This is a genomic window from Frankia sp. AgB32 (assembly GCF_023243045.1).
Classification (GTDB): domain Bacteria; phylum Actinomycetota; class Actinomycetes; order Frankiales; family Frankiaceae; genus Frankia.
The window spans coordinates 1-24,711 of the sequence record NZ_JALKFX010000122.1 but is presented as its reverse complement, the minus strand read 5'-3'; the positions used below and the strand labels follow the sequence as shown (position 1 = coordinate 24,711).

At 67.8% G+C, this 24,711-nt stretch carries 19 protein-coding genes; 13 read left to right on the top strand and 6 right to left on the bottom strand.

Annotated features, from left to right (window positions below; all coding sequences use genetic code 11):
* The 3 genes from MXD60_RS25715 to MXD60_RS25705 form a co-directional block, all read left to right on the top strand.
* A partial coding sequence (locus MXD60_RS25715) for an acyl carrier protein (protein ID WP_248822183.1) occupies nt 1-515 on the top strand: 515 nt, incomplete at its 5' end.
* An 11-nt stretch (nt 516-526) separates the two neighbouring features.
* Nucleotides 527-6,136, top strand: coding sequence for a type I polyketide synthase (locus tag MXD60_RS25710; RefSeq protein ID WP_248822181.1), 5,610 nt, complete (start codon nt 527-529; stop codon nt 6,134-6,136).
* A gap of 28 nt (nt 6,137-6,164) precedes the next feature.
* Nucleotides 6,165-7,589, top strand: a complete 1,425-nt coding sequence (locus MXD60_RS25705) for a cation:proton antiporter (protein ID WP_248822179.1) — start codon at nt 6,165-6,167, stop codon at nt 7,587-7,589.
* Between the two features lie 1,059 nt (nt 7,590-8,648).
* Here the strand turns inward: MXD60_RS25705 and yaaA are convergent.
* Together yaaA and MXD60_RS25695 are read right to left on the bottom strand one after the other, a co-directional pair.
* Nucleotides 8,649-9,497, bottom strand: a complete 849-nt coding sequence (gene yaaA, locus MXD60_RS25700; RefSeq protein WP_248822177.1) for a peroxide stress protein YaaA — start codon at nt 9,495-9,497, stop codon at nt 8,649-8,651.
* A 166-nt stretch (nt 9,498-9,663) separates the two neighbouring features.
* A complete protein-coding gene (locus MXD60_RS25695) occupies nt 9,664-10,281 on the bottom strand; it encodes a TetR family transcriptional regulator (RefSeq protein ID WP_248822175.1) in 618 nt (205 codons plus the stop codon).
* Nucleotides 10,282-10,698: 417 nt separating this feature from the next.
* On the opposite strand from MXD60_RS25695, the gene MXD60_RS25690 reads away from it, so the two are divergent.
* The 9 genes from MXD60_RS25690 to MXD60_RS25650 all read left to right on the top strand — a co-directional run bounded on the left by MXD60_RS25690 (nt 10,699) and on the right by MXD60_RS25650 (nt 21,492).
* A complete protein-coding gene (locus MXD60_RS25690) occupies nt 10,699-11,631 on the top strand; it encodes a cyclase family protein (RefSeq protein WP_248822173.1) in 933 nt (310 codons plus the stop codon).
* 31 nt (nt 11,632-11,662) lie between these two features.
* A complete protein-coding gene (locus tag MXD60_RS25685) occupies nt 11,663-12,862 on the top strand; it encodes an alpha-hydroxy acid oxidase (protein ID WP_248822171.1) in 1,200 nt (399 codons plus the stop codon).
* Nucleotides 12,859-13,659, top strand: a complete 801-nt coding sequence (locus MXD60_RS25680) for an HpcH/HpaI aldolase family protein (RefSeq protein WP_248822169.1) — start codon at nt 12,859-12,861, stop codon at nt 13,657-13,659. Before MXD60_RS25685 ends, MXD60_RS25680 begins: the two co-directional genes overlap by 4 nt.
* A gap of 193 nt (nt 13,660-13,852) precedes the next feature.
* Nucleotides 13,853-14,932, top strand: a complete 1,080-nt coding sequence (locus tag MXD60_RS25675; RefSeq protein WP_248822167.1) for a cytochrome P450 — start codon at nt 13,853-13,855, stop codon at nt 14,930-14,932.
* 74 nt (nt 14,933-15,006) lie between these two features.
* Nucleotides 15,007-16,323 carry an alpha/beta hydrolase fold domain-containing protein gene (locus tag MXD60_RS25670; RefSeq protein ID WP_248822165.1) on the top strand — a complete coding sequence of 439 codons (1,317 nt, stop codon included), beginning with the start codon at nt 15,007-15,009 and terminating at the stop codon, nt 16,321-16,323.
* 203 nt (nt 16,324-16,526) lie between these two features.
* On the top strand, nt 16,527-17,300 hold the full coding sequence (locus MXD60_RS25665; protein WP_248822163.1) for a transposase family protein: 774 nt from the start codon (nt 16,527-16,529) through the stop codon (nt 17,298-17,300).
* Nucleotides 17,301-18,099: 799 nt separating this feature from the next.
* Nucleotides 18,100-18,981, top strand: coding sequence for a GNAT family N-acetyltransferase (locus MXD60_RS25660; RefSeq protein WP_248822161.1), 882 nt, complete (start codon nt 18,100-18,102; stop codon nt 18,979-18,981).
* Between the two features lie 43 nt (nt 18,982-19,024).
* A complete protein-coding gene (locus MXD60_RS25655; protein ID WP_248822159.1) occupies nt 19,025-20,734 on the top strand; it encodes an AMP-binding protein in 1,710 nt (569 codons plus the stop codon).
* 11 nt (nt 20,735-20,745) lie between these two features.
* A complete protein-coding gene (locus tag MXD60_RS25650) occupies nt 20,746-21,492 on the top strand; it encodes a hypothetical protein (RefSeq protein WP_248822157.1) in 747 nt (248 codons plus the stop codon).
* Between the two features lie 234 nt (nt 21,493-21,726).
* On the opposite strand, the gene MXD60_RS30530 is transcribed toward MXD60_RS25650, so the two are convergent.
* The 3 genes from MXD60_RS30530 to MXD60_RS25640 are packed head-to-tail and all read right to left on the bottom strand — an operon-like array spanning nt 21,727 to nt 22,425.
* Nucleotides 21,727-21,879 (bottom strand): hypothetical protein, encoded by a 153-nt coding sequence (locus MXD60_RS30530; protein ID WP_308222609.1) that lies wholly within the window; start codon nt 21,877-21,879, stop codon nt 21,727-21,729.
* Complete coding sequence (locus tag MXD60_RS30525) at nt 21,876-22,250, bottom strand: HhH-GPD-type base excision DNA repair protein (protein ID WP_308222608.1); 375 nt, start codon at nt 22,248-22,250, stop codon at nt 21,876-21,878. Before MXD60_RS30525 ends, MXD60_RS30530 begins: the two co-directional genes overlap by 4 nt.
* The gene (locus MXD60_RS25640; RefSeq protein WP_248822185.1) at nt 22,198-22,425 is read right to left on the bottom strand and encodes a hypothetical protein; all 228 of its coding nucleotides are present in this window, start codon (nt 22,423-22,425) and stop codon (nt 22,198-22,200) included. The genes MXD60_RS30525 and MXD60_RS25640 overlap by 53 nt, the downstream gene beginning before the upstream one ends.
* Before the next feature lie 508 nt (nt 22,426-22,933).
* On the opposite strand from MXD60_RS25640, the gene MXD60_RS25635 reads away from it, so the two are divergent.
* Nucleotides 22,934-23,278 (top strand): hypothetical protein, encoded by a 345-nt coding sequence (locus MXD60_RS25635; protein ID WP_248822156.1) that lies wholly within the window; start codon nt 22,934-22,936, stop codon nt 23,276-23,278.
* A 235-nt stretch (nt 23,279-23,513) separates the two neighbouring features.
* On the opposite strand, the gene MXD60_RS25630 is transcribed toward MXD60_RS25635, so the two are convergent.
* A complete protein-coding gene (locus MXD60_RS25630) occupies nt 23,514-23,936 on the bottom strand; it encodes a hypothetical protein (RefSeq protein WP_248822153.1) in 423 nt (140 codons plus the stop codon).
* Between the last annotated feature and the right edge of the window lie 775 nt (nt 23,937-24,711).

The window sequence follows — 24,711 nt, the reverse complement described above, 5'->3', positions numbered from 1 at the left end:
CGCCGCCCCCCCCCCCGGCCCCCCCCCCCGCGCGGCCGGCCCCGGCCCCCCGGGCGCCCCCGGCGGGCGCCCCCCCCACGGCGAGCGCGCTGCGCCGCGAACTGCTCGGCCTGCCCGCCGGCCAGCGGGCCGACCGGCTGCTGGAGTACCTGCTCGGGGAGGTCGCCGAGGTCCTCGGCAGCGACGACGACGAGGTCGGGCCGGATCAGGGCTTCTTCGACCTCGGCCTCGACTCGGTGATGGCCGTCAACCTGACATCCCGGGCCGGTCGGGCGCTTGGCGCCACGCTGCCGCCGACCTTGACCTTCGAGTTCCCGACGACCCGGGCGTTGGCTCAACACCTGCTCGACGAGATGTCGGCGGCGGACGGCGCGTCCGCGTCCGTCACCCGGCAGGAGCCCACGCGGCCGGCACCCGAACCCGACCTCGACTCCTTCGATGACCTGACGGATGACGAGCTGATGAGCCGTCTCGGCGAGGCGCTCGACGGCGCCCGGGCCCTGCTCGGCGACTAGGGAGATCCGCAATGGACAGCAGCAGTGGGCGGCCGCCCGCCAACGTGTCGAGCCAGACCCGCCGGCAGCTCATCGAGGCGCTGCGCACGATCGAGCGTCTCCGGGGCGAGGCCGCCGCCGCGCCTGCGCGCGGGCGGCCGGGTGCCGGGGGTGACGCCGAGCCGGTGGCGATCGTCGGGCTGGCCTGCCGGATGCCCGGCGCGGACAGCCCGGAGGAGTTCTGGCGGTTGCTGGCGGAGGGCACCGACGCCACCCGCGAGTTCCCGCTCGACCGCGGTGACGCACGGGCGATCTACGACGCCGACCCGGACGTGCCCGGCCGGGCCTACTCGATCCGCGGCGGTTTCCTCGATCGGGTGGACGAGTTCGACCCGGCCGCGTTCGGCATCTCGCCCCGCGAGGCCGTGGGAATCGACCCGCAGCACCGGCTGATGCTGGAGGTCGTCTGGGAGGCGCTGGAGCGGGCCGGCTACGCCCCCGACTCGCTGCAGGCCAGTCGTACCGGCGTCTACCTGGGCGTCACCACGACCGACTACGTCCGCATGCGCCAGCAGGTAGGCGACCCGGACGACGTCGACGGCTACCAGCTGATGGGCGAGCCGAGCTTCCTGGCCGGCCGGGTCGCCTACACGCTGGGCCTGCGCGGGCCGGCGAAGGTGATGGACACCGCCTGCTCCTCGTCGCTGGTCGCGCTACACGAGGCGTGTCAGGCCCTGCGCCTGCGGGAGTGCGACATGGCGCTGGTCGGCGGGGTGAACCTCATGCTCATGCCGTACGGCTTCCTGCTGATGAGCAAGTTCCGGGCGCTCTCGCCGGACGGCCGCTGCAAGACGTTCGACGCCTCCGCCGACGGCTACGGCCGAGGCGAGGGGGCGGGTGTCGTCGTCCTGCGCCGGCTCGCCGACGCCGAACGCGACGGCGATCGGGTGCTGGCCGTCGTCCGCGGCTCGGCGATCAACCATGATGGCCGCAGCAGCGGCATCACCGTCCCCAACCCCACGGCCCAGCAGGAGGTCATCCAGGCCGCGCTCGCCCAGGCCGGCACCGACCCGGCCGACGTCGACTACGTCGAGGCGCACGGCACCGGGACGTCGCTCGGGGACCCGATCGAGCTGCGCGCCCTGCAGGCCGTCCTCGCCCGGCACCGCCCGGCCGCATCGCCGCTGCTGGTCTCCTCGGTCAAGACGAACATCGGTCACCTGGAGGCGGCGGCCGGTATCGCCGGTGTCATCAAGCTGGTGCTGGCGCTCAACCACGGGCACGTCCCACCCCACCTGCATCTGACCGTGCCGAACCCGAACGTCGACTGGGACCGGCTGAACATCCGTGTCCCGGTCGCCGGCGAGGCGTGGCCGGCGTCCGCGGACCGCCCGCGGATCGGGGCGGTGAGCAGCTTCGGCGCGAGCGGGACGAACGCGCACGCCATCATCGCCGCGCCCCCGCCGCGAGCCGACGCGGCGGGCGGCGGCGAGGCCGCGGCGCCGCCGGTCGAGACGGTCGTCGTCACCGCCCGGGGCGCGCAGCCGCTGGCCGAGCTGGCCGGCCACTGGGCGGAACATCTGGCGTCCCCCGACGCCGCCGGTCTGACAGCGGCGGACCTGGCGTTCACCAGCCAGTCGGGGCGGGCGCGGGCCTCGCATGGCCTGGCGGTCAGCGGATCGTCGGTCGAGGAGCTGGCCGCCGGGCTCGCCGCCCACGCCCGCGGGGAGCGGGCACCCGGCCTGGTGACGGGCACCCTGGCGTCGCACCGGGCCCACCGGGTGGCCTGGCTGTTCACCGGCCAGGGGGCGCAGTACGCCGGGATGGGCCGCGAGCTGATCGCGATACCCGCTTTCCGGGCCGCGTTCGACGAGTGCGCGGCGCTCGCCGACCCGCTGCTCGACCGCCCCCTGCGCGCTGTCGTCTGGCCCGGTCAGGACGTCGACGGTCCGGGGCCGGCCGCCACCGACGGCCTGATCGACTCGACCCGCTACACCCAGCCGGCGCTGTTCGCCCTGGAGTACGCCCTGGCCCGGACCTGGATGGCCTGGGGGCTGCGCCCGGCCGCCCTCGCCGGCCACAGCGTCGGCGAGATCGTCGCCGCCTGCCTCGCCGGGGTGCTGAGCCTGCCGGACGCGGTGACGCTGGTCTGCCACCGCGCCGCGCTCATGGCGGACCTGCCAGCCGGCGGCGTGATGGTCACGTTGACCTGCGACGAGCGGGCCGCCCGCGAGGCCGTGGCGCCCTACGCGGCGACCGTCGCCGTCGCCGCGGTGAACGGGCCGCAGGACGTCGTCGTCGCCGGACCGGCCGACGACGTCGATGCGGTGGTCGAGGCGCTGCGGGCCGGCGGGACGAAGAGCCGGCGTCTCACCGTCTCCCACGCGTTCCACTCGCCGCTGGTACGCCCGATGCTGGACCGGTTCGCCGAGGTCCTCGCCGGCCTGAGCTATCAGAAGCCGACGATCCCGCTGATCTCGAACCTGACCGGGCTGCCGTGGTCGCCCGACGACGTCGGCCCGCACTACTGGGTGCGCCACGCCGAGTCGCCCGTCCGGTTCGCCGACGCCGTCCGGTCCCTGCACGCCGACGGCATCCGCACCTTCCTGGAGCTCGGACCGCACCCGGTGCTGTCCGGCCTCGGCGCACGCACCCTGGACGATCCGTCCTGCCTGTGGATCCACTCGCTGCGGCGCGGCCGCGAGGACCAGCGGACCCTGGCGCTCGCCGCCGGTGCGCTGCATCTGCGCGGCCTCGCCGTCGACTGGGACGCCGTGCGCGAGGGCCGGCCGGCGCGCCGGGTGCCGCTGCCGACCACGCCATGGCAACGGGAACGGTTCTGGTTCCGCGTGGCCGCGCCGGTCCCGGGCACGCCGCCGGCGCCCGCCGGCGTGGAGGTGCCCGCGCTCGGCCGGCGGCTGCGCACCGCCGCGCCGACGTACGAGTTCCCCGCCGACGCGGCCCCGCCCGGTCTGTTCGCGGCCAGCCCGGCCGCGGCGGACCACCCGCCGGTCGCCGGCCCGGTGGCCCTCGGCGGGCTGATCGACGCCGCTCTGGCCGCGGCCCGCGACGCCCTGGGCGGCGAGTGGTCGGCCGGGCCGGCCCGCCTGCTCGACCAGGTGCCGGCCGCCGCCGCGGCCGCCCTGACCGTCCAGCTCGTCCTCGACCGGATCGACCAGCGCACGGCGACGGTGTCCCTGCGGTCGATCCAGCCCGCCGAGGAGGCCGCCGCGGCGCCCTGGCGGACCCACGGGACCGTCGAGCTGCGCCGGGTGGGTGCCCGGTACGAGGCGGAGCCGGCGCGGGACGCGCCGTCGCCCGCCGCCGTCGGGGTCGACGTCAACCTGACCGAGGGCGCCTCCGTGACCTGGGCGACGATCGTCGCCGCCGCCGCCGCCACCGCCACCGCCACCGCTGCCGCCACCGCTGCCGCCGCCGAGGCCGCTGCCGTCGCTGGCGGGGGGTGGGAGGCGGTGGCGCTCGACGCGGCGGGGGGGGCGGCCCAGGCCGTGCGCCGGTTGAGGCTGCGGCCGGCCGGGCCGTCCGTGGCGAGCGGGTCGGACGGGCCTGGGGGCGAGCCCGTCGACGTCGATCTGCTCGACGCGTCCGGGCGGGCGGTGGGCGCGTTGCGCGGGCTGCGCGCGCTGCCCGCGGCGGACCGGCCGGCACCGCCCGCCTGGGAACCCCCGCGCGACCTGCTCTACCGGCTGGAATGGACGCCGTCCCCGGCGTGGAAGCCGGCCGACGTCGCCGGCCAGGACTTCCTGCTCCTCGCCGACCGTGGCGGCCTGGCGCGGCGGCTCGCCGTCCAGCTCACCGAACGCGGCGCCCGCTGCCGGACCGTGGACGTGCCCACGGACGGCAGCGGCGCGCGGCAGGCCGAGGCCGAGGCCGCGGCGCGGGCCCTGCGGGACTGGCGGGCCACGGTCGAACGGACGGGCACGGCGGTCCTGCTGACCGGTCTCGACGCCCCGCGGCCGGAGGCCACGACACCCGACTCCCTGCGCGAGGCGCGGTCCCGCGCCGAGCTGCTGCTGATCAGCATCGTCCGCGCGCTCGCCGAGGCACCGTCGGGACCACCGGTCCGGGTGTCCGTGGTCACCCGGGGCGCGCAGCCCGCCAGCGCCGACCAGCGGACCCACACGGTCGCCGCCGCGCCGCTGTGGGGGCTGGCCCGGGTCGTGGCCCTGGAACATCAGGATCTGTGGGGCCGGGCGGTCGACCTCGACCCCGACGCGCCGACCGCGAACACCGGGACCGCGCCCGCCGACGCCACGACCACCAACGGCACGACCACAAACGGCACGACCACCGACAGGTCGGCCACCCACGGCACCACCACCGACGGGATGGCCAGCGGTGAAGCGGCCGCGCTGGCCGACCTGCTGACCGCCGCCGACGGCGAGGACCAGCAGGCGCTGCGCGGCGGCCGCCGGCTCCTCGCCCGCCTCCACCACCGGCCCCGCGACCCGGAGGATCTGCGCCGCCGCCCCGACCTGCGGGCCGACGGCAGCTACCTGGTGACCGGCGGTCTCGGCGGCATCGGTCTGGCGCTCGGCCACTGGCTCGCCGCCCACGGCGCCGGCCGCGTCGTCCTCGTCGGCCGGACGCTTCCGCCGGACCGCTCCCGCTGGGACGACCCGGACCTGTCGCCGGCCGCGAGAACGCGTGTCGACGGGGTGCGGGCCATCGAGGCGCTGGGCGCCGAGGTCGAACTCGCCACCGCCGACGTCACCGACCGGGACGCGCTGGCCGCGGCCGTCGCCAGCGCCGATGACGCCCACCGGCCGCTGCGCGGCGTCGTGCACGCCGCCGGCGTCTCCCTCCCCCGCTTCCTCCGCGAGATCAACGACGACGAGTACGAGGTCGTGTGGGAGCCCAAGGTGGTCGGCGGCTGGCTGCTTCATCAGCTCACCGCCGGCGCCGACCTGGACTTCTTCCTGTCGCTGTCGTCGATCGCCTCGGTGTGGGGGTCGCAGCATCTGGCCAGCTACGCGGCGGCCAACGGCTTCCTCGACGGCCTCGCCTTCCACCGGCGGGCCGAGGGACGGCCGGCGCTGACGACGAACTGGGGTCCGTGGAACCTCGCGTCCGGCCTGTTCGGCGACGACGTGACGGCCTTCCTGCGCTCGGTGGGACTGCGGCTGCTGCCGGCCGACCAGTGCCTGGCCGTACTCGGCTCGCTGCTGCGGTCCGACGAGACGCAGGCCGTGGTGTGCGCGGCCGACTGGAGCCGCTACAAGTCGATCATCGAGGCGAGGTCCGACCGGCCGATACTCGCCGAGATCGAAGCCGAGGCGCACGAGGTCGGCGACAGTGCCTCGTCGGCCGTGCTGGCCGCGATCGCCAACGCCGGTGCGGCCGCACGGTTCGACGTCGTCGACACCTACGTCCGCCGGCAGTTGGCCGAGATCCTGCAACTGACCGAAGCCGACCTGGCCGGCGAATACCACCTCCTCGAACTGGGCCTGGACTCCCTGATGGTCATGGAGCTCGTCAGCCGCACCCGCAAGGACCTGGCAATCGAGCTGGACAGCAAGGAGTTCTTCGCCACCGACGCGAACGACTGGGCCCGTCTGCTCCTGCGCTGCGCCACCGACCAGCACGACCTCGGTGCCGAAGCGGCGCTGCCCCGCTCCTGACGCCACCGGAAGTTCCGAGAGGACCGCCGTGAGCTCAGCCAGCAATCCCGACCACGTCGTGGCTGTGGTGTTCGCCGACGCAGCGCTCATCATCGTCGTCAGCACCCTGTTCGCCCGGGCTGTGCGCCGCTACCGGCAACCGGTGGTCATCGGCGAGATCCTGGCCGGCCTGGCGCTCGGGCCGAGCCTGCTCGGCCTGCTGCCCGGCGACCTGCCGGGCCGGCTGTTCCCGACCGACGTCCGTCCGCACCTGAGCGTGCTCGCCCAGTTCGGGCTGGTGCTGTTCATGTTCGTCGTCGGGTTCGAGCACGACCTGGGGCATGTCCGCCGGGCCGGCCGGGTGACCGCGGCGATGTCCGCGTCGTCGATCATCCTGCCGTTCGGCTTCGGCCTCGGGGCCGCCGCCGCTCTGCACCCTTGGCATCACAGCATCGACGGCCACCCGGTCCGGACGCTGCCGTTCCTGCTCTTCCTCGGGACGGCCCTGTCCATCACGGCGCTGCCGGTGCTCGCCCGCATCCTGGTCGAACGGCGGATGAACGACTCGCCGATCGGCCGGATGTCCCTGACCTGCGCGATCATCGGCGACGCGGTGGCCTGGTGCATGCTCGCGGTCGTCGTCGCGATCGTGAAGTCGCACGGGCCGGGGGCCTTCCTGCGCATGATCGGCGAACTGGCCGGCCTGGTCGCCACCCTGAGCCTGGTCGTGGCGCCCGCCGCCCGCGCGGCGCTGGCCCGCGTCTCGCTCAGGACCGACGAGCGGACCAGGACGTCGACGATCCTGTCGTTCGTCGTCGTCGGGGTGCTGCTGTCGGCGTGGGCCACGGCCGAGATCGGCCTGCATCCGGTGTTCGGCGCGTTCGCGTTCGGCGCCGTCCTGCCCCGGGACAGCGTCGCGAGGGCGGCCCCGAACCTGTCGCTCGACGTCGAACGGCTCGGGATCATCCTGCTGCCCCTCTTCTTCGTCACCGCCGGCCTGTCGGTGAACCTGCGCACCCTCGGCGCCCGGGGCCTGGTGGAGATCCTCCTGATCACCGCGGTCGCCTGCGGTGGGAAGGCCGTCGGGGCGGGCGGCGCGGCGCTCGCCTCAGGACTGGGCCGGGGTGGCTCGGCCGTCTTCGCGACACTGATGAACACCCGCGGCCTGACCGAGATCGTCGTCGCCCAGATCGGGCTCGACCTCAAGGTCCTCGACAGGACGACGTTCACCGCGCTGGTGGTGATGGCCGTGTTCACGACCGCGGCGACCGGCCCCCTGCTCAACCGCCTCGCCAGTGCGCCCTGGGCGGTGGCCCACGGATGGCTGCCGTCGGACGGCGCTGCCGTCGGCGGCATCCCCTCCGGCCGGCCCCCGCTCCGCGACGCGCCCGCGACGATCGATCTCCTCGACACCCCGAAGATGGACGCCGAACTGGACGAGGCCGTCCGGACGATCAGACGCGCGGACAGGTAGGTAGCACGGGGTGCCGCCGTCCCCCGGCCAGCCCAAATACTTGGCAGCCCAATGACGATCATGTGACCTTCGGTGTCCGGGGTCCACGCCGTCAGCCGCAGCGCTGGGCGCCAGCCGTGCACAGCCCGCAGCTCCGTCAAACGGGCGAACGTCGCCGTGGCCTCCTCCGGACTGCTGAACTCATGCGCGGCGAGGTCGAGCGCGTTGCCCTTCTCCAGTGGCAGGATCAGCGTCGAGCGGTAGACCTCCGCCGACAGCGACAACGGCAGGCCGGCATCCTGGAACGACCGCACCTCGACCATGACCGCGTCGTAGTCGCCGCGAACCCGGTTCGTGGTGGCCCGCGGACCTTCCAACCCGACATTGACAAAGCTGATCTTGCCGGCCAGGTAACGCGCGCGCATGCTCGCGGCCCCGCGTGGCGTTGGTGGGCACCCGATAACGGTGCCAGCGAACATCTCGACGACGTCCACGAATCCCGGAGCAGCAGCAGTTCCCCACCCGAGGAAAACCCGCGGAAGCGGGCGGTTATGCCGGCTCTCGACCGGTCGAAACATACACCGGGCGCCACCTATCAAAACCGCCTGTCCGGCCGCACCGGAGAAGACTACCAGAACTATCGTGGTAGCAAGAATTCGGCGTCCACCCCGTATGCGAGTGGAGATGGCGAGAGTCATCTACTCATTTACTTGGGTAGGCATGTCGCCCGGAAGGCCTTCGTCACCCTAGATTGACGTCACCCCGACATGCACCAGCGATGTGAGCCGTGACATGCGAGCGGGCACGATCGTAAAGAGTGCGCCGGGTCGGCGACGACGCCGATACGAGCCACTTTGCCATCCAGGATCTTGGCGGAAATCAAGCTCTGACCTGGGCGGATATTCCAGTTATGCAGGATCCTGGACCTCGATCTGGATGGAGCCAGGTCTCCAGGAAAGCACGGGGCATGAATCGCCGACGCCGGCATCACCATCGTCAAGTCCAACGCCAGCGACGTCATCCGCCAGGCATTGCGCGCGGCTCGACGTCGCGTGATCACCCGTCAGACCTGGCCGAGGTTCAGGTGGTCGGGTTCCAGCGGGTGATGACGTCGAGGGTGGGTGCGGTCGGGGTACCGCGTGGCTCGGCGACGAGGCCAGCGGACTCGGCTGCCTCGGCCACATCGTCGACGGTCTTGACCGGACGTCCGTCGGTTTCGGCGAGCAGAAGTGCGCGGGTCAGCCGGCCTTTCGTCTGTTTCGCCTGGTAGCTGAGCGGACGGCGCAGCCAGTGCCCGTCGATGAGTTTCTCGGTCAGAGCGCGCACGGGCAGGGCGCTGGCGCGCATCGGTCCGGCGAGGGAGGGCACGGTCGCGTAGTCCGAGGAGCGGAGGTCCACGATGAGGTGCTCGCCGACGGCGTCCGGGGCCCGGACGAGCAGGTCGGGCAGGGCTGGTCCGAGCCGGGCGCGCCAGAGGGCCGCGAGCACGGTCGGTGCGGTACGGCCGCCGAGGCCGGGGACCGTCGCCGCCATGGCGACCCGATGGTCGGGCACCGGCTCGGCCGCGCCGAGCAGGCCGAACACCCCGTTGGAGACGAACAGGGTGTGGCCGGCCGCGGCGCGCGCGGCGGGTGGCAGCGTCGCCGGATCCAACGCCTGGTAGAGCACTCCGACGAATCGGTCGAGCGCTGGCATCGTCGGTGCGTCCAGCATCGCGGTGTTGGTGGCGAGGTCGGCCCGCGCGCGTGAGGCGGGCAGTCGCAGCGCGACGATCGCCGCGTTCGGGTCGGCCCGGCAGAACGCCGTGACCGCCCGCGCGACCTCGGCGCGGGTTCCCGCGAGCATGCTGTCACCGAACCCGGCCGTCCGCAGCGACGGTCCGTCGCCACCGGCGGCCTTCGCCTCGCTCGGCGGCAGTAGGACCCGCACCTCTCCGACCTCATCTCACGATCTCGGCATCCGGCGTTCTGCGCTGCCAGGTTACGGTGGGAGGATCCGTCCCCGGAACGGCTCGCGAGGCTGGTGGCGATGGCATGCCATCAAGATCGATGATGGCGGGCAGGCGGCCCCGTTGACGAGGATGCGCCGTCGTGAATCATTTGAAGATCTCAAGTGCTTTCACGGCCATGGTCGCGACGCCGTCGACGTCCCGCGCGATGCCTTCGTAGTCCTTCTGGCCGTAGGTCCAGCGCAGCAGCCCGGCCCAGTAAACCAGGTCCATGTAGTAGGTCATGGTCTCCCAGTCCTTCTGCCTGACGCCCTTGGGCGCGCCCCACGAGAAGGTGGCGGTGATGTGCCTGCGATCGTCGCCGACGAGCGGATCGGACGTGAGCATGGACCGCGTGAATGTCTGGAGCATGTTCGGGTGCTCCTTGAGGTCCGCGGCCGAGGCGTAGATGGTTCGCCTGAGCGCGCGCAGCGACGAGGTCTTCTCTGGCGCGAGCCCGTGTCTGCCGACCACCTGCGCGATCCACGAGATGCCCAGGATGTAGGCCAGGTAGTCCCGCGATTTGAAATACCGGTAGATGGTCGCGAGCGCCACGCCGCTGACGTCGGACACCGCGCGCATCTGGAGTGCGTCGTACCCACCCTTGTCCGCCAGCTCGTAGGCCGCCTCGAGGATCTTGTTGTATTTGTCGATCTGGGCCTGCGAGGCGGCTCTGCGACCGATGAAGAACTCCGTCGCCGGTTGTGGCGTCCACCTCGCAGCCACGGGTGGCCCTCCCTGTGCGTGCGAGTTCTGTGCCGCCGCCGGCACGCCGTGCGCGCCTGACGCGGGGGTCTCGTCCGTTGGGAACACGGATCTCAGCCGCGGCCGGTCGCCGGAGCGGGCACTGCCGCGCCGCCGGCTCGGGGGTAGCCATGGTCGGAAATGATCATAGGAGCTCGTCGCTCTCCTGGTCAGCGTGGGCCGGTCGTGGTGGTGAAGGATGCTCCGACCTATGGTAGATCCGGGTTCTAGAACGCAGTTCTTGACCGTGCGTGCCGCCCGACGTAGCCTCCGACGCACCGATCAGGCGATGTCTCCCCCGACCCCACAACTGGCGAAGTCGGCCGTCGGGCCAGCCCCCCGCGGAGGCCCGAAAGCCGGTGGCGCAGAAGCCTCAGTGGTGCAGCAACTAGTCGAGAGGTGAGTAGCGTGGAGGACTTCAAGGCGATCGGCAAACGGCTGTCCAACTGGGGCCGTTGGGGTGCTGACGACCAGCGGGGGACGCTGAACTTCATCACCCCGGAGAAGGTCAGGGCCGCGGCTTCGTCCATCCGTTCTGGCAAGGTCTTCGAGCTCAGCCTGCCGCTGGGCGCGACCGGGCCGCAGCAGGGGGCGGGCCGGTTCAACCCGATCCACGCCATGACGATCCTGCCCGGGGAGTTCACCACGCCGGACGGCCTGGTCGTGTCCGACGACATGCTGACCCTGCCGCTGCAATGCGCGTCGCAGTGGGACTCGCTCGCCCACGTCGGCTACGACGACCGGTTCTACAACGACGTGATCGCGTCGGAGGTCGTGACCGCTCGCGGTGGCGCCAGCCGCAACAGCATTGAGGCGGTGCTGCCGGGAGCCGTGGGGCGCGGCGTTCTGCTCGATCTGGCGCGGCTGCGCGGGGTGGACTGGATCAGCGCGGAGGATGACCCGATCACGGTAGCTGAGCTGGAGCGGGCCGAGGCGGCCCAGGGTGTGCGGGTCGGCAGTGGCGACGCGCTGCTGTTCCGGACCGGCTGGCGGCGGAAGTCCCTCGTCGAAGGCTGGACCCCGGCATGGCTGGCGGCCAATCCGGGCCTGGCACTCGAATGCGCGCAGTGGATCTGCGAGCGGGAGATCTCGATAGTCGCCGCCGACAACTGGGGGGTCGAGATCCAGCCGTCGCGTACCGCGGGCGCCTTTCTCCCGCTGCATTGTGTCCTGCTCCGCGACGTCGGGATGATGTTCGGGGAGATGTTCGACCTCGAGGCGCTCGCCGAGGACTGTGCCGCGGACGGGCAGTGGGACTTCTTCTTCTCGGGCCCGCCCCTGCGGGTCGTCGGTGGCGTCGGGTCCGTCGCCAATCCCGTCGCGGTCAAGTAGCCGGCCTTTCGCCAGCAGAGAGGGGCCCGCCGTGCCCGCATTCCGGTACAAGCTGTCGTCGCGGTCCGGACCGATCACCGTCGAGGACTACCGCCGGCGAGCCAAGCGTGCCGTGCCCGACATGGTGTGGGCCTATGTGGACTATGGCGCGGAGGGCATGGAGACCCTCGACGCCAACCGCTCGGCGTTCGACCGCTACATGCTCAGGACCAAGGTGCTGACCGGCAACGAAGCGACGGACATCAGTGTGACGGTCGCCGGCCAGGACCTCTCGATGCCGGTCCTGTTCGCGCCGACAGGCCTGGCCGGGCTCTCGCACTGGACCGGCGAACTCGGCGCCGGTCAGGCGGCCGAGCGGGCCGGGACCCTTTCGATCGTCACCACCGCGGGATCGTATTCCTTCGACGAGGTCGCGGCCGGAACGGAACGCGACCACTTCTTCCAGCTGTACCCCTGGGCGGACCTCGCCACTGGCCGACATGACCTCACCTCCGCGCTGATGGAACGCGCGCGGAAGTCCGGGTACGCCGCTATGTTCGTCACCGTCGACGTGCCCATCCACGGCAATCGGGAGACCGAGCGCAAGCGGGGCATGGGCAACCCGCCGGTCCTCACGCCGGCCCGCGTCGCCAACGCGGCCATGCGCCCGAAGTGGTGGGCGGCCTTTCTCCGGCACCAGCGCATCTCGGTCCGCAACCTCGTCGACAACGGTGGGGCCCGGGCGGCGGTGTCCTCGCTGACCACCCAGTACCGCATGATGCGCCCCGAGCTGAACTGGGACGACTTCGCCTGGATGCGGGCTAACTGGCAGGGTCCGCTGTTCATCAAGGGCGTGCTGGACGCGGACGACGCGCAGCGCGCGGTCGCCCTCGGTGCCGACGGTGTCGTGGTCTCGAACCATGGTGGCCGCCAGCTGAACTGCGCCCCCGCGGCGCTCGACGCGCTGCCGGCGATCGCGAAACGGGTCGGCGGGAGCGCGCAGGTCCTCCTCGACGGCGGTGTCCGTCGCGGGACCGATGTGGTGAAGGCGCTCTGCCTCGGCGCGGACGCCGTGTGCGTCGGACGCCCGTACCTGTACGGCCTGGCCGCCGCCGGCCCCGCCGGGGCCGAGCACGTCGCGAACATCTTCCGCGACGAGATCACCCGCTGCATGACTCTCATGGGAGTCGCCAAGCTCGAGGACCTCGACGAGAGCCGGCTGCTCCCCGCCAACAGTGTGGTCCCGCAATGACCCACCCTTCACTGCGCGCGATCTGGGAGTCGGACCAGGTCGCCCTTGGCGGCTGGGTGACGTCCGGACACGAGTTCGCGCTGCAGGCCTATCGCCGCGCGGGTTTTGACTACGTCGGGATCGACTGCCAGCACTCGGTGCTCACCGAGGCCGAGGCCGCGAGACTGCTGGTCCGCGGCCGCGACGACGACCCACCCACGATCGTGCGGGTCTCGAAGAACGATTCCGCCCTGATCGCGCGGCTCGCGGACTGCGGCGTCGACGGCGTCATCGTCCCGATGGTGAGCTCGCCCGAGGACGCGATCGACGCCGTTCGGGCGGTGCGCTACCCACCGTCCGGTGTGCGGAGCTTCGGCCCGATCCGCCCCGGGCTGCCATCGACGGACCTGGCTGCGATGGCTGACCGGGTCGGCATCTTCGTCATGATCGAAACGGTGGAGGGCCTGGAGAACGTGGCGGACATCGTCGGTGTGCCCGGTGTCACCGGCGTCTACATCGGGCCCGCGGACCTGTCGATCGGGCTCGGTCTGAACCCGATGGCGGCCTTCACGACCGACCAGCTCGTCGAGCCGATCGAGCGGATCCGGGGTGCCTGCGAGGCGACCGGCGTCGTGCTCGGCATGCACCAGCTCGATGCGGCGAGCACCGGGCGCTGGGTCGACCGGGGCGTGCGCATGGCCACCATCGGCTCCGATACCGGGATCTTCGCGGCCGCCGCCGGGCGCGAACTCGCGCTGGCGCGAGGCAGTGGCCGGGGCCCGGACGGAGGGTCCGCGTCAACGCCCTACGCCAGCTGACCCGCGGAACGCATTCAGGTTGAACCAGCTGCGGTCAGAGATGGAGTGTGAACCGATGGCGATCACGTCGAGTGGCTGCCCGACGGTGGACCAGGACCTCATGGACCACGACTTCGGACAGGACCCCTATCCGACCATGGAGCGGTGGCGGGCGCTCGGCCCGGTCGTCTACAACGAGCGCGTCGACCAGTACATGATCACCGGCTACCGAGACTGCACCCGGGCCCTGACAGACGTCGAAACGTTCAGCTCGGAGGACCTCCAGGAGCTGTTCATCCGGGCCTTCGGCGGCGTCACCATGGAGGCGCTGGACACGACCCGTCATCACCAGATGCGCGGAGTATGGTCCCGCTTCTTCCAGCGCGACGCGCTGCGGAGCCAGCGAGAGCTGGTGGAGGAGGTGGTCGCGGCGCAGGTCGACCCCTTCGTGGAGCGCGTTCGGGCGGGTGAGACGGTCGACGCCATTCCCAATATGACGCGCGCCATTCCCACTCTCGTCATCGCGCGCATGCTGGGCATCGACGAGACGATGCACCGCCAGTTCAGTGCGTGGAGCGACGCGATGGGTTCCACCCAGGCGGGCACCTACGATCCCAGCCCCGAGGGTATGGCGGTCGTCCAGCGCGGCCGCGACGCGACGGCCGCACTCAATGGATATATGGCGCAGAGCATCAAGGACCGCCGGGCCCACGGCGGGGGCGACGACCTGATCTCGATGATGGTCCACGACGAATTCGCCGACCAGATGAGCGAACAGGAGATCATCGCCAGCAACACCCAGCTGGTCTTCGCCGGCAACGAGACCACGGCCAAACTGATGGCCACGACGCTGGCCTCCCTCGCGCAACATCCCGAACAGCTCAGGATGCTGGTGGCGGATCGCGCGCTCATCCCGCGCGCCATCGAGGAGATCCACCGCTGGCAGACCCTGGTCCAGGTGCTGCCCCGGCGCGTCAAGTCCAACGACGCGCGGATCGAGGGCATCCCGATCCCGAACGGTGCCGAGCTGAAGGTGTTGATCGGCGCGGGGAACCGGGACCCGCTGCGGTGGGAGCACCCCGAGCGACTCGACATCACGCGGGTGCCGCGCCAGCACCTCGGCTTCGGTTTCGGCATGCATGTCTGTCTGGGTCTGAACCTGGCCCGGCTGGAGATGCAGATCTGGCTCGACCGCCTGCTCGACCGGCTGCCCGAGTTCCACCTCGCCGAGGAGGTCAAATACACCGGCGGTCTCGGCCTGCGCGGTCCCGAAGAAGTCCAGATCGCAGTCTGACCGTGATGCACCTGAGCGGATCCGCATCGACACCGACTACTACGACACCGAAAACCACGTCACCCGACCGCACCGTGAGCACCCGCCACCTCGTCGACCCCGAAGTCGCGCCGGCGCTCGACGTCTTCCCGCCTTTCTCGTTCAGCCCCGAGACCCTTCCCGCCATCCGGGCATCCATGAACCGGGTGCGCGAGGGTGCTCCGGTCGCGGCCGACGTCTACCCGGACACCGACCGTCGCGAGGTTCTGGTGCCGGGCGCCGCCGGCACCCCCGACGTGCGGGTGCTCCTGTACGCGCCGAAGGGCAGCCACGGCGCGGCCCCGGCGCTGCTCTGGATGCACGGCGGAGGGTTCGTCATCGGCGCCGCTGACAACGACGACCTCACCTGCCGGCGCATCGTCAGCGCGACGGGCGCCGTCGTCGCCTCCGTCGACTACCGGCTCGCGCCTGAGACCCCGGCCCCCGGCCCGCTCGACGACTGCTACGCGGTCCTGAGGTGGCTGCATGCCGAAGCCGAGAGCCTCGGCGTCGACGTCGGACGGATCGCGGTCGGCGGAGCCAGCGCCGGCGGTGGCCTCGCGGCATGCCTGGCGATCCTCGCCCGTGACCGCGGCGAGATCACCATCGGCTTCCAGCTCCTGATCTACCCGATGCTGGACGACCGGACCGGTACCTCCCGGCCAGCCCACCCCTATGCCGGCGAGTTCGTGTGGACGCCGGCCGACAACCACTTCGGCTGGTCCTCGCTGCTCCCCGCCGATCTCGGAAGGAGGGAGTGGAAACAACCCTCAGGCGGACTCCCGCAGGACCCTCCGCACGATCTCCTCGACCTGGTCCTCGGTGATCACAGGCGCGTCACGGCTCTCCACCGCGCACGACAGGATGCGACGAACCAGAGCCGACGTCGAGATGTGCTCATCCGCCGTACGGGCCTTGACCCCATCGGTGTTCCAGCCGGCCGGCGGCTCGACGGGCAGGCCGGGAGCGACAGCCGGAGCCAAGCCGCGACGATGCGCCTCGCGAACGCCGGTCGGGTAGACGAGGCGAACCGTCCCGGCGGCGAACAGCTCCACTACCGCGCCGCGCATCGACGCCCGCCGCGCTGGCACCAACCGCCGCTCGACAAGCCGGCCATACCGGAACACCGCCAGGACTTATGCCCAGATAGTGCGAATATGCAGTCAGCAGTCAGCAGTCAGCAGTCAGCAGTCAGCAGTCAGCAGTCAGCAGTCAGCAGTCAGCAGTCAGCAGTCAGCGTGACACATATCACGTCACCGACGCGACCTCATGCCCACGCCAGTTTATGCAGGTCAACGGACCGAAGGAGGACTTCTCGATCGCCCGCGTCGCATCCGACAGATCGACATATCCCCAACTACCGGCGACCGTGACACTATTTCTGTACATTGAGCATTTTCAAAGTTTTTGAGATGGATTTACGAACTGATTTCTGTGGATCGTCCGGTGCTCCGCACGCCCCTCGACGGGCACGCCGACACATGCTCAAAAGTTGTTGATGGAGTCGGGGAAACAAGAGAAGTCCCCGGTAGATCACAGGGTGTCTACTCCACTGTGCCCTGACCGAGGACTTCCGTTGCTAACCTACCCTGGCGTCATCGACCTGCCGCGGGCGACCCTGGACTTCCTGACCGGCCTGCTTGTCGACGACCACGACCGCCGGCGGACCTGGCGCAAGCTGCCGCCGGAACGTCAGGCCCTGCTCGTGCTCGCACACCTGCGTCACGGCGACACCTACGAACGGCTCGCCGCAGGGTTCGAGGTCAGCGTCGGCACCGTCCACAACTACCTGCGTGAAGCCGTCGAGCTGCTCGTGACCCGTGGTCGCAGCCTGCTCGCCGCCGTGTGGACGTTCGCCTGGACCCGCAGCAACTTCCTCATCCTCGACGGCACCGTGGTCCGCACCAACCGGGTCCGCGCCCTCAACAGGCTGTACTACTCCGGCAAGCACAAGTACCACGGGATCAACCTGCAGGGCCTCACCGACCCACACGGCCGGCTCCTGTGGATCTCCGATGGGCTCCCCGGCAGCACCCACGATCTCACCGCCGCCCGCGCCCACCACATCCTGGACACCGTCGACCGCGCCGAACTCTACCTCTACGCCGACAAGGGCTACGTCGGCGGCGAAGGAACCCGACTCCTCGTCCCCCACAAAAAACCACCGAAACGCGACCTCACCGACCAGCACAAAAACGACAACCGCGCCCACGCCGCCACCCGATCACCAGGAGAACGCGGCTTCGCGGTCCTCAAGAACTGGCATATCTTCGACCGCTACCGCGGCTGCCCCCGCCGCGTCGGGAACATCGCTCAAGCCGTCCTCGTCCTCACAGAAAACCAACATTGAAAAGGCTCATTCAAAAGCATTCGCTGTCAACGCATCTCTAGACCCCATATCCCAGGTTCCTCGACCGAAAACAAGGAGAGCTATGAACAATCAGGCAAGGCGATCCCTGACGATGGCAGCGAGCCTCGCTGCCCTGACAGTTGCCGTCTCAAGTTCCTTCGTTGACCCCGCCACAGCTGTCCCAGAGTCCCCGTCGTCCGGTCTTCCCACGACTATCCCGCAGAATGCGCGACGGGTTGACTCCGAGAACTTCAGTTTCACGCGTAGCTCCAGCGTCAGCTCAACTCCGGGCGTGACCGCGGCAGCAGCAGGCACCATCGCGTGTGAGCTCAAGGTCAACGACCCTCATGATTCACATCATGTGAATGGAAGCGTCAATGGCACGGCGACTGTGAAGTGTACGGCGCCAATGCAGAGCATCTTTCTGAGTGTTGCATTGTTCCGCGACGGAAACCTTCTCCCTGGCGCCTACAATAATACCGGCTACAATAAGTCACAATGGTCAGGTAACCACGCGGTACCGTGCGCGAATGGGACCTACGTGACCGGCGGGCGCACTAGGGTCGTAGCTCCGGCAGGTTACAGCCCGGCGGTCTGGGAAACCGCGACAATATTCTCGCCACACGACGCGAAGATCATCTGCGACTAGCCTATCCGGTGGTCAGCCATTAGGGACCAGCAAAGATTCCCGCGTACCGCCGCATCGAATCCTGCGGCTCAGGTCGCGCCTCCGGAAGAAGGCCGACCTCCTACTTGTCATGGCCACGTCAATCCCACCCCGAAAGCCAGTGAAACAACCTTGACGAAGAACCTTCTCAGCTACCAGGATTTCACCGACCAACTACTTTCCAGCCTGAAGTTTGAAGACAACGACCCAAGCAGGGAAGCGCTTCTCGCAGGGAAAGACCCGCATCTCGATTCTCTTCAGATGCTGGTACTTGTCACGAAGATCGAGGATATGGGGGCCAGACTCCCCAGCGAGACAATAACAGCGACCGTCATAACATTTGAAAACCTCTACCACCACTACTGCAAGCACCGACAGGCTTCACATCTGCAGATCGCATTGAGCGACGGCTCCCCGATATCCACCATCTCAATTCCATCTCCAGGCGACTTGGAAAAGAAGAGAAGGTCGGACCTCGAGCCCAAAGTGGTCAATGGTCGCTTCATGCTGGCCCCCATACAAGACCAAGATTTGCCTTTTCTGTACGATCTCGCGACATCAAGCGCAGTCGGATTCCGGTGGCGTTACCGTGGCGGCATACCGACATTTGAGAGTTTCCAGCAGGACCTCGCCGTACCCGTAATTTCTCAATTCACCGTGTGGAGCAGAGAGAACAACGAACGCGTGGGGCATGTAACCTGCCATGAAGTCGACCTCGCGAACTGTCACGGCTACATTGCCGCAATGTTCACCCCAGCCCTTATGGGTCGCGGCCTAGCCATTAACGCCGTCAGACTGTTTCTTCAGAACATCTTCCAGCGATTCAATCTCCGAAAAGTCTACATGGAGATGCTGGAGTTCAATTACGATCAGGTCGCTAGTGGAGCCGGCACATTTTTCCACGTTGAAGGTAGGCTACGTCGGCACGAGTATTATAACGGACGATTCTGGGACAAGTATGTCCTTGCCGTATTCCGCGAAGATCTCCTGGAATCTAATGACGAGCACCTCTAGCACTTTCGGCCATCAACAAATGTGATCAGGGGAAGTAACGACGATGGTCTACCTTTTCGACGCAGTCGACCGTGCCGGTCAGGGCACCGGTTCTGTCACCTTCGTGACACCTGATGGAAATCAAAAGGTGGACTGGTCTGACCTCATATCCCAGGCGAAAAGTTTGTCGAGTGTGCTTCAGCAAAAGGGCGCAGGCCCAGGACGGCCCGTTGCCGTCCTGGCTCTCACATCAAGAGCGGCAGTCACAGCTGCAGTGGCAGGTTGGCTTACCGGAGCGAGCATCACCTTCGCACCAACTCCGGCACGGACTGCAAGTCCGGCTCACTACCTGGATGCGACCCGCCGTCGTCTTGACGCCATCGGCGAGCCCGTTGTGCTGGTCGGTAGCACATGGAAAGATCTGGGAAAGAGACTTACCAACAGCAGATGGACCGTCGCCGACCTTGACGAGCTGTTCGACACGGCGATAAATGTCAATTCGAACGCATGGAATCCTCCGGTAATCTCGGATGCGGATCCAGCAATCCTTCAACTGACAAGTGGAACTACCAGTGCGCCGAAAATCGTACGAATCAGCCATGCGAACATCGAGGCAAACGTCGGCGCAATCAAGATCGCTACGGATCATGAATCGATTCATGGGAAGATGTATTCATGGTTGCCTCTATCTCACGATATGGGTCTTGTCAGTGGCCTGATACTTCCGCTGAGCTGTGGCACTTGCGAAGTAATTCTCGCAAATCCGGCCGACTATATAGCGCAGCCCAGCGGATGGATGGAAAACATTTCGCGGTTCCGAGCCACATCGACAGTCGGGCCCAATTCCGCGTATGCTCTGGCCGCGAAATACCTCGAAACCAGTCCTCTGCTCGACCTCACGTCCATGCGGGCCGCTCTGTGTGGTGGCGAACCAGTTGATCCGGAAATCATGGATTCTTTCTCGGTGGCAGCAGGTCGCCATGGCTTCGATCCTCGAGCGATACTTCCTGCCTATGGGCTGGCCGAAGCAACTGTAGCTGTCACTATGCCGCCTACTGGGCGAGGCATGCGATGCGAAACCGTCGATGCAGAGGATCTCGCACAGCGGGGGGTAGCCGTTCCGGTAGAACCATCAGGCGGGGTGGCACCCTATGATAACCCTACCACAGCGGGTTCGGGGAAGGTAAATCGCAGGTTTCGGCGTCTGCCTCTCCTCGGCAAACCGGTGAACGGTATGAGAGTGCGAATCGTCAACGCTGTGAGTGGGCGCCCGTGCCCGGAGCGTTGTGTCGGTGACGTGCAGATCCAAGGCTCCTCAGTAACGACCGGCTATCATGACGATGCGTCCGCGAGCAGGCAACTCCTTACCGCCGACGGCTGGCTCCAAACCGGCGATCTCGGCTATCTTACCCAGGGCGAGCTAGTGATCACCGGAAGATCGAAAGATGTCATCATAGTCGGGGGACGCAACATCTATCCGGACGAAGTCGAGAAAGCTGCGTCTCGGGTTGTTGGGGTAAGGCCAGGAAATGTGATTGCATTTCGCGTACCTCGCGCGGGGTTACTGGGAGGGGAAGGCCTAGGGATAGCGGTAGAGACACACTCAAGCGATCATGCGGCTGTTCGGGCGGCTATAATAGAAGAGGTCAATGATTCGGTTTACGTGCATCCTGCCCTGGTGGTAGTTCTGGAGCCTGGAGGTGTACCAAAAACGCCGTCCGGAAAACTCCAGCGCTCCGAGGCGGCTAGAATATTCCTGTCGACCAACTCGTGAGACGTGAAGCCGTGGATAAGTTTGAAATCTCCTCCAATGCCCTCGAAATAGCGATTTCCGGGAGTCCGGGGGATTGGGTTGTCGCAGAAACCAATGGTGCCAAGTACACGATTGGATCGCTGTTGCCCAACAGCTTCCTGGCGTATGCTCGAGTTTTCCATCCAGCGTATTTGGGCGACCAGGAAGTGAAGTGGGCAGAGGTAGCGCACCGGAATGGCACGGTCGCGCATCCGTTGATGCAGTGGGAGTCCATCACCGGTTCCTGGCGGTACTCGCGCGGTGATACGCAGCATGACGTCTGGGATGAATGCCCTTCCGTGGGATCGCTTCCTGTTTCGCAGGCCAAACGTCTCGCGCACCTGTTGGCCCGGCACACCTCCACGGTCGACGAATGCTGGTTTGCCGTGTGGTCAGGATTCGGCGGCCTCGAGGCACGCTGGGGGCATGCACCCAGAGTGGCGATGCCGCGTCGCGAGATGATGCTGTTGTCCGGTCCATTGCCCGCAGCCGCCAGGTCAGTAGAGGACTCGCCCGGTGATCAAAGGGCCAATTTGTGGTGGCCTGACGATCAGGCGTGGTGCCTGGTCACCGACATCGACCTTATGACCACTTATGTCGGTGGTAGCCCTGAGTGCATCGCAAGCATCACTACGGACAGCGCGCTCGAAGCAATGCCCGTGCTCGTCGACCAGGGCATCACACTGGATTCCGACAAGGTCAATCCGCAGCCGTCCGGATCATACAACGACGCCGGGTAGCCCGGGGGATGTCGCCCCCGGGCTACCCGGCGAGGGTGGAAAGTGGCGGCTGCTGAAGGACTCCCGTGCGACAGTTCCCAGCTTCGGCCTTCATCGCGTCAGCTCCCGCGGGGCTGCGAACGCACGCTCCAGCGGGAGCTGCTGATCGCATCAAGTCGGACAAACAACGAACGTCCGGACCCACCAGGGCGACGCGGCCACGACCCGCCCGGCGGTGACGGGTCCTGGCTCCCGTCAGCCGGCCTGCGCCTTGGCGGCAGCCTTCGTCGCCTTTTTGTACTCCCGGACCTGGTCGCGGGTGGAGACGTCCGTGATGTCCGCGATGGAGCGGAAGCTGCCCTCATCCCCGAACGGCGCGGACGCCTCCCGCCACCCCGGCGGCGTCACGCCCAGCTGCTTGCCCAGGAGCGCCACAAGATCTTGGCCTTCTGCTGGCCGAAGCCCGGCAGCGCCTCCACCCGCTTCAGTAGTTCCTTGCCGTCGGCCGCGGTCGTCCATACGCGGGCCGCGTCACCGTCGTAGGTGTCCACGATGAGCTGGCACATGGCCTGCACCCGCTTCGCCATCGAGCCGGGGAAACGGTGGAGCGCTGGCACTCGGGAGAAGACCGCGCCCAGGGCGTCCGGGTCGTACGTGGCCAGTTCCTCGGCGTCCAAGGGACGGCCGAGGCGGCGAGTCAGCTCGTGCGGCGCAGCGAAGGCACGCTCAAGCGGAATCTGTTGATCCCAGCCAGTCTCGGAAGGATGGAGTGGAAACAACCCTCAGGCGGACTCTCGCAGGACCCTCCGCACGATCTCCTCGACCTGGTCCTCGGTCATCACGGGCGCGTCGCGGCTCTCCACCGCGCGCGACAATGCGCCGAACCAGGGCTGACGTGGGGATGTGCTCAGCCGCCGCGCGCGCCTTGAGCGCATCCGCCAACGATGCCGGCACCCGTACCGAGACCACAGCCTGCTCGGACTCGATCGAATCGCCCGCGCATAGAACACCTCAGGTCCGGCAAACGTAAACATGCCGCCCGTCGCAGGAAAGGTTGCCGTCGATCGCCGCCCGTCAGTCGGGCCCGCCGATGCCCTCGAGGGGAAGGGACACGCCGACTGCAGACGATCACACAGCCCGCTTGCTAAGCGACAACTTAGCCGGCGTTCTGGCTGCTCACATGCCGACCAACCCTCCGCACGCCCCGAACCAGCGAAGCCAATTCCGAGCGCGCCTTGACCACCGAAGCGACAACTCGGTAGGGTTTCCGCCAATAGGCTTATTACAACCAAAAATTACCCATACTGTCTTGGAGACCACCGTGAAGTGGTTACGCCGCACCCTACTCCCACTCCTACTCTCCCTCGGCATCGCACTGCTGGCGGCGGCACCCGCGCACGCCGAAAGGCTGGGAACCAGGCCCAACTGGGGTGCGTGTGGCGTGTCAACCAGCGAACAAAAAATGGTCTACGACTTCGGCGGCATCAATTTGCGATGTGGCAACAACCGCTGGGGTTACCGTCACATAAAGAACGGAGGCAACGGAGAAGACGGACACTACGACGATTTCCAGAACCTGGCCAGACCGGCCGGGCTCAACTGGAGCGACCTGGTGCACTGGGCCATCTACTACAACACTAAAGATCCCGACCACGTCGTCGTCGACCAGAATACCGGCTGCCGAGATCGGCTGCTGTACGCGCAGGATGGAAATGGTCGCCAGGTGTGGCAGAAGCGCTTCATGATGATCTACAATGCCACGGATGGCCGTGTTATCACCGTCTATCCCACGTCCGGGACCTGTTAGCGGTACTAAGTTCATCGTCGCCGCTCGCGCCCGGCATGGATCTCCGGTATCCGGCTGCTTCGATGGGCGAGACCACGAGGAAGTCCAAGAGAAGCCCGTCGCCGGGCTGCGCACGTTCGGCTCATGGCATGACCGGGAGATCCCGACTACCGGCGGGATAGCACGCCCGCAAACGGCTCGGCGAGGAGCCGATTGCGGGCCGCGCCAATCTCGCTTCGATGGGTGCGACGTGCTCTCAGGTGCCAGGTCTGTCGGACGACCAATAGCCACCTTCCGCGCCTGCTGACGGAAATGATCTACGTTCGGGGCCTCGCCGACGGACAAGAGAGACGCGACCATCAGCTGACCGGTCGAGCCGGATCTCGACAAGCGACAAGAAGATGTCCGAGTCGAAATATTCCTGAATCTGCATGATGATGTACTGCAACCGGACTCGGTCCCGCTCATCCCCCTGCGCTTCGGCAAGACCGAGGATGGCATTCTCCTCGTCCAGCCAGTTGAAGTACTCCTTCAGAAGATTCAGTTCAAGCGTGACGCGAACCGCTCGATCCTCATCACGAAGATCGAATGTTCCAGCTGTAGAATCCAGGCCAGAGATCTGATATCGACGCCGGAGGATTTCGACAACAGCATCGAACAGTTCTCGCTTGTCAGCCATGTAAACCTCGGCGATTCATGGTGATTGTCACAATGGGCCGGTGGTGGCGTGCAGCTGAGCGGAGAATCCTCGCCGGCAAGGAGGCCGCCGGCATCGACCGATCAGGAGCTGTCAGGGAAAGGCCACCTCACACATCCTATAGCATGGCCAAAGGATCCGGCGGGCTACCGCGCGGCCAGCCTGGGCTGTTCATCTCGGGCGTTACCTGATCCTACTATGAGGGTAGCCGGTGCGGGACACAGGAAAGTCCTTCTGACCTGGGAGGACACAGGTGTCTCACCCGAGAATGACACAACGGGTCTAGGCCCCGGCGTCGATAGTGGACCACCGCTCCACTCTACCAACGACGAGAATCAGCTTCCTGTAGTAGGCCCACGAGTGTCGCCGGGGCCGTTCCTGAGGCCCATCCCCAGTCCTGGCCGTGGACGTTCGGCATGACACGGACGCGGTATCCGGCGTGTTCGAGCGCCGCCAGACCCCGCTCGAACGGTCGCGGCAATGCCGCCGGGCCGCACCAGGACGGCGCGACCACACCGACAAGGTCACAGACCCGCAGCGCTGGCGGGAGAAGGGCGGGCATGACATCGGACATTTCCTGATTATCGCAAACAGCACGACCGGTCATCAGACAACGAGTGGGCAGGATCCGGATCTGGCATCCGTCTCTAAACGGGCGGCGGAGGCATGGGGCTATGGGACAATGCCACTCGGTTAAGGAGGAGGGGTGTTCGTCCATCCCGACACGCCAACACCCGATCCCTTTCCGGTCAACTTT

Bases quoted from the DNA above. Each gene is read 5' to 3' on its own strand.
- MXD60_RS25630 (WP_248822153.1), bottom strand. From the start codon at position 23,936: ATGGCTGACAAGCGAGAACTGTTCGATGCTGTTGTCGAAATCCTCCGG.
- MXD60_RS25710 (WP_248822181.1), top strand. From the start codon at position 527: ATGGACAGCAGCAGTGGGCGGCCGCCCGCCAACGTGTCGAGCCAGACC.
- MXD60_RS25675 (WP_248822167.1), top strand. From the start codon at position 13,853: ATGATCACCGGCTACCGAGACTGCACCCGGGCCCTGACAGACGTCGAA.
- MXD60_RS25635 (WP_248822156.1), top strand. From the start codon at position 22,934: ATGGTCTACGACTTCGGCGGCATCAATTTGCGATGTGGCAACAACCGC.
- MXD60_RS25655 (WP_248822159.1), top strand. From the start codon at position 19,025: ATGGTCTACCTTTTCGACGCAGTCGACCGTGCCGGTCAGGGCACCGGT.
- MXD60_RS25680 (WP_248822169.1), top strand. From the start codon at position 12,859: ATGACCCACCCTTCACTGCGCGCGATCTGGGAGTCGGACCAGGTCGCC.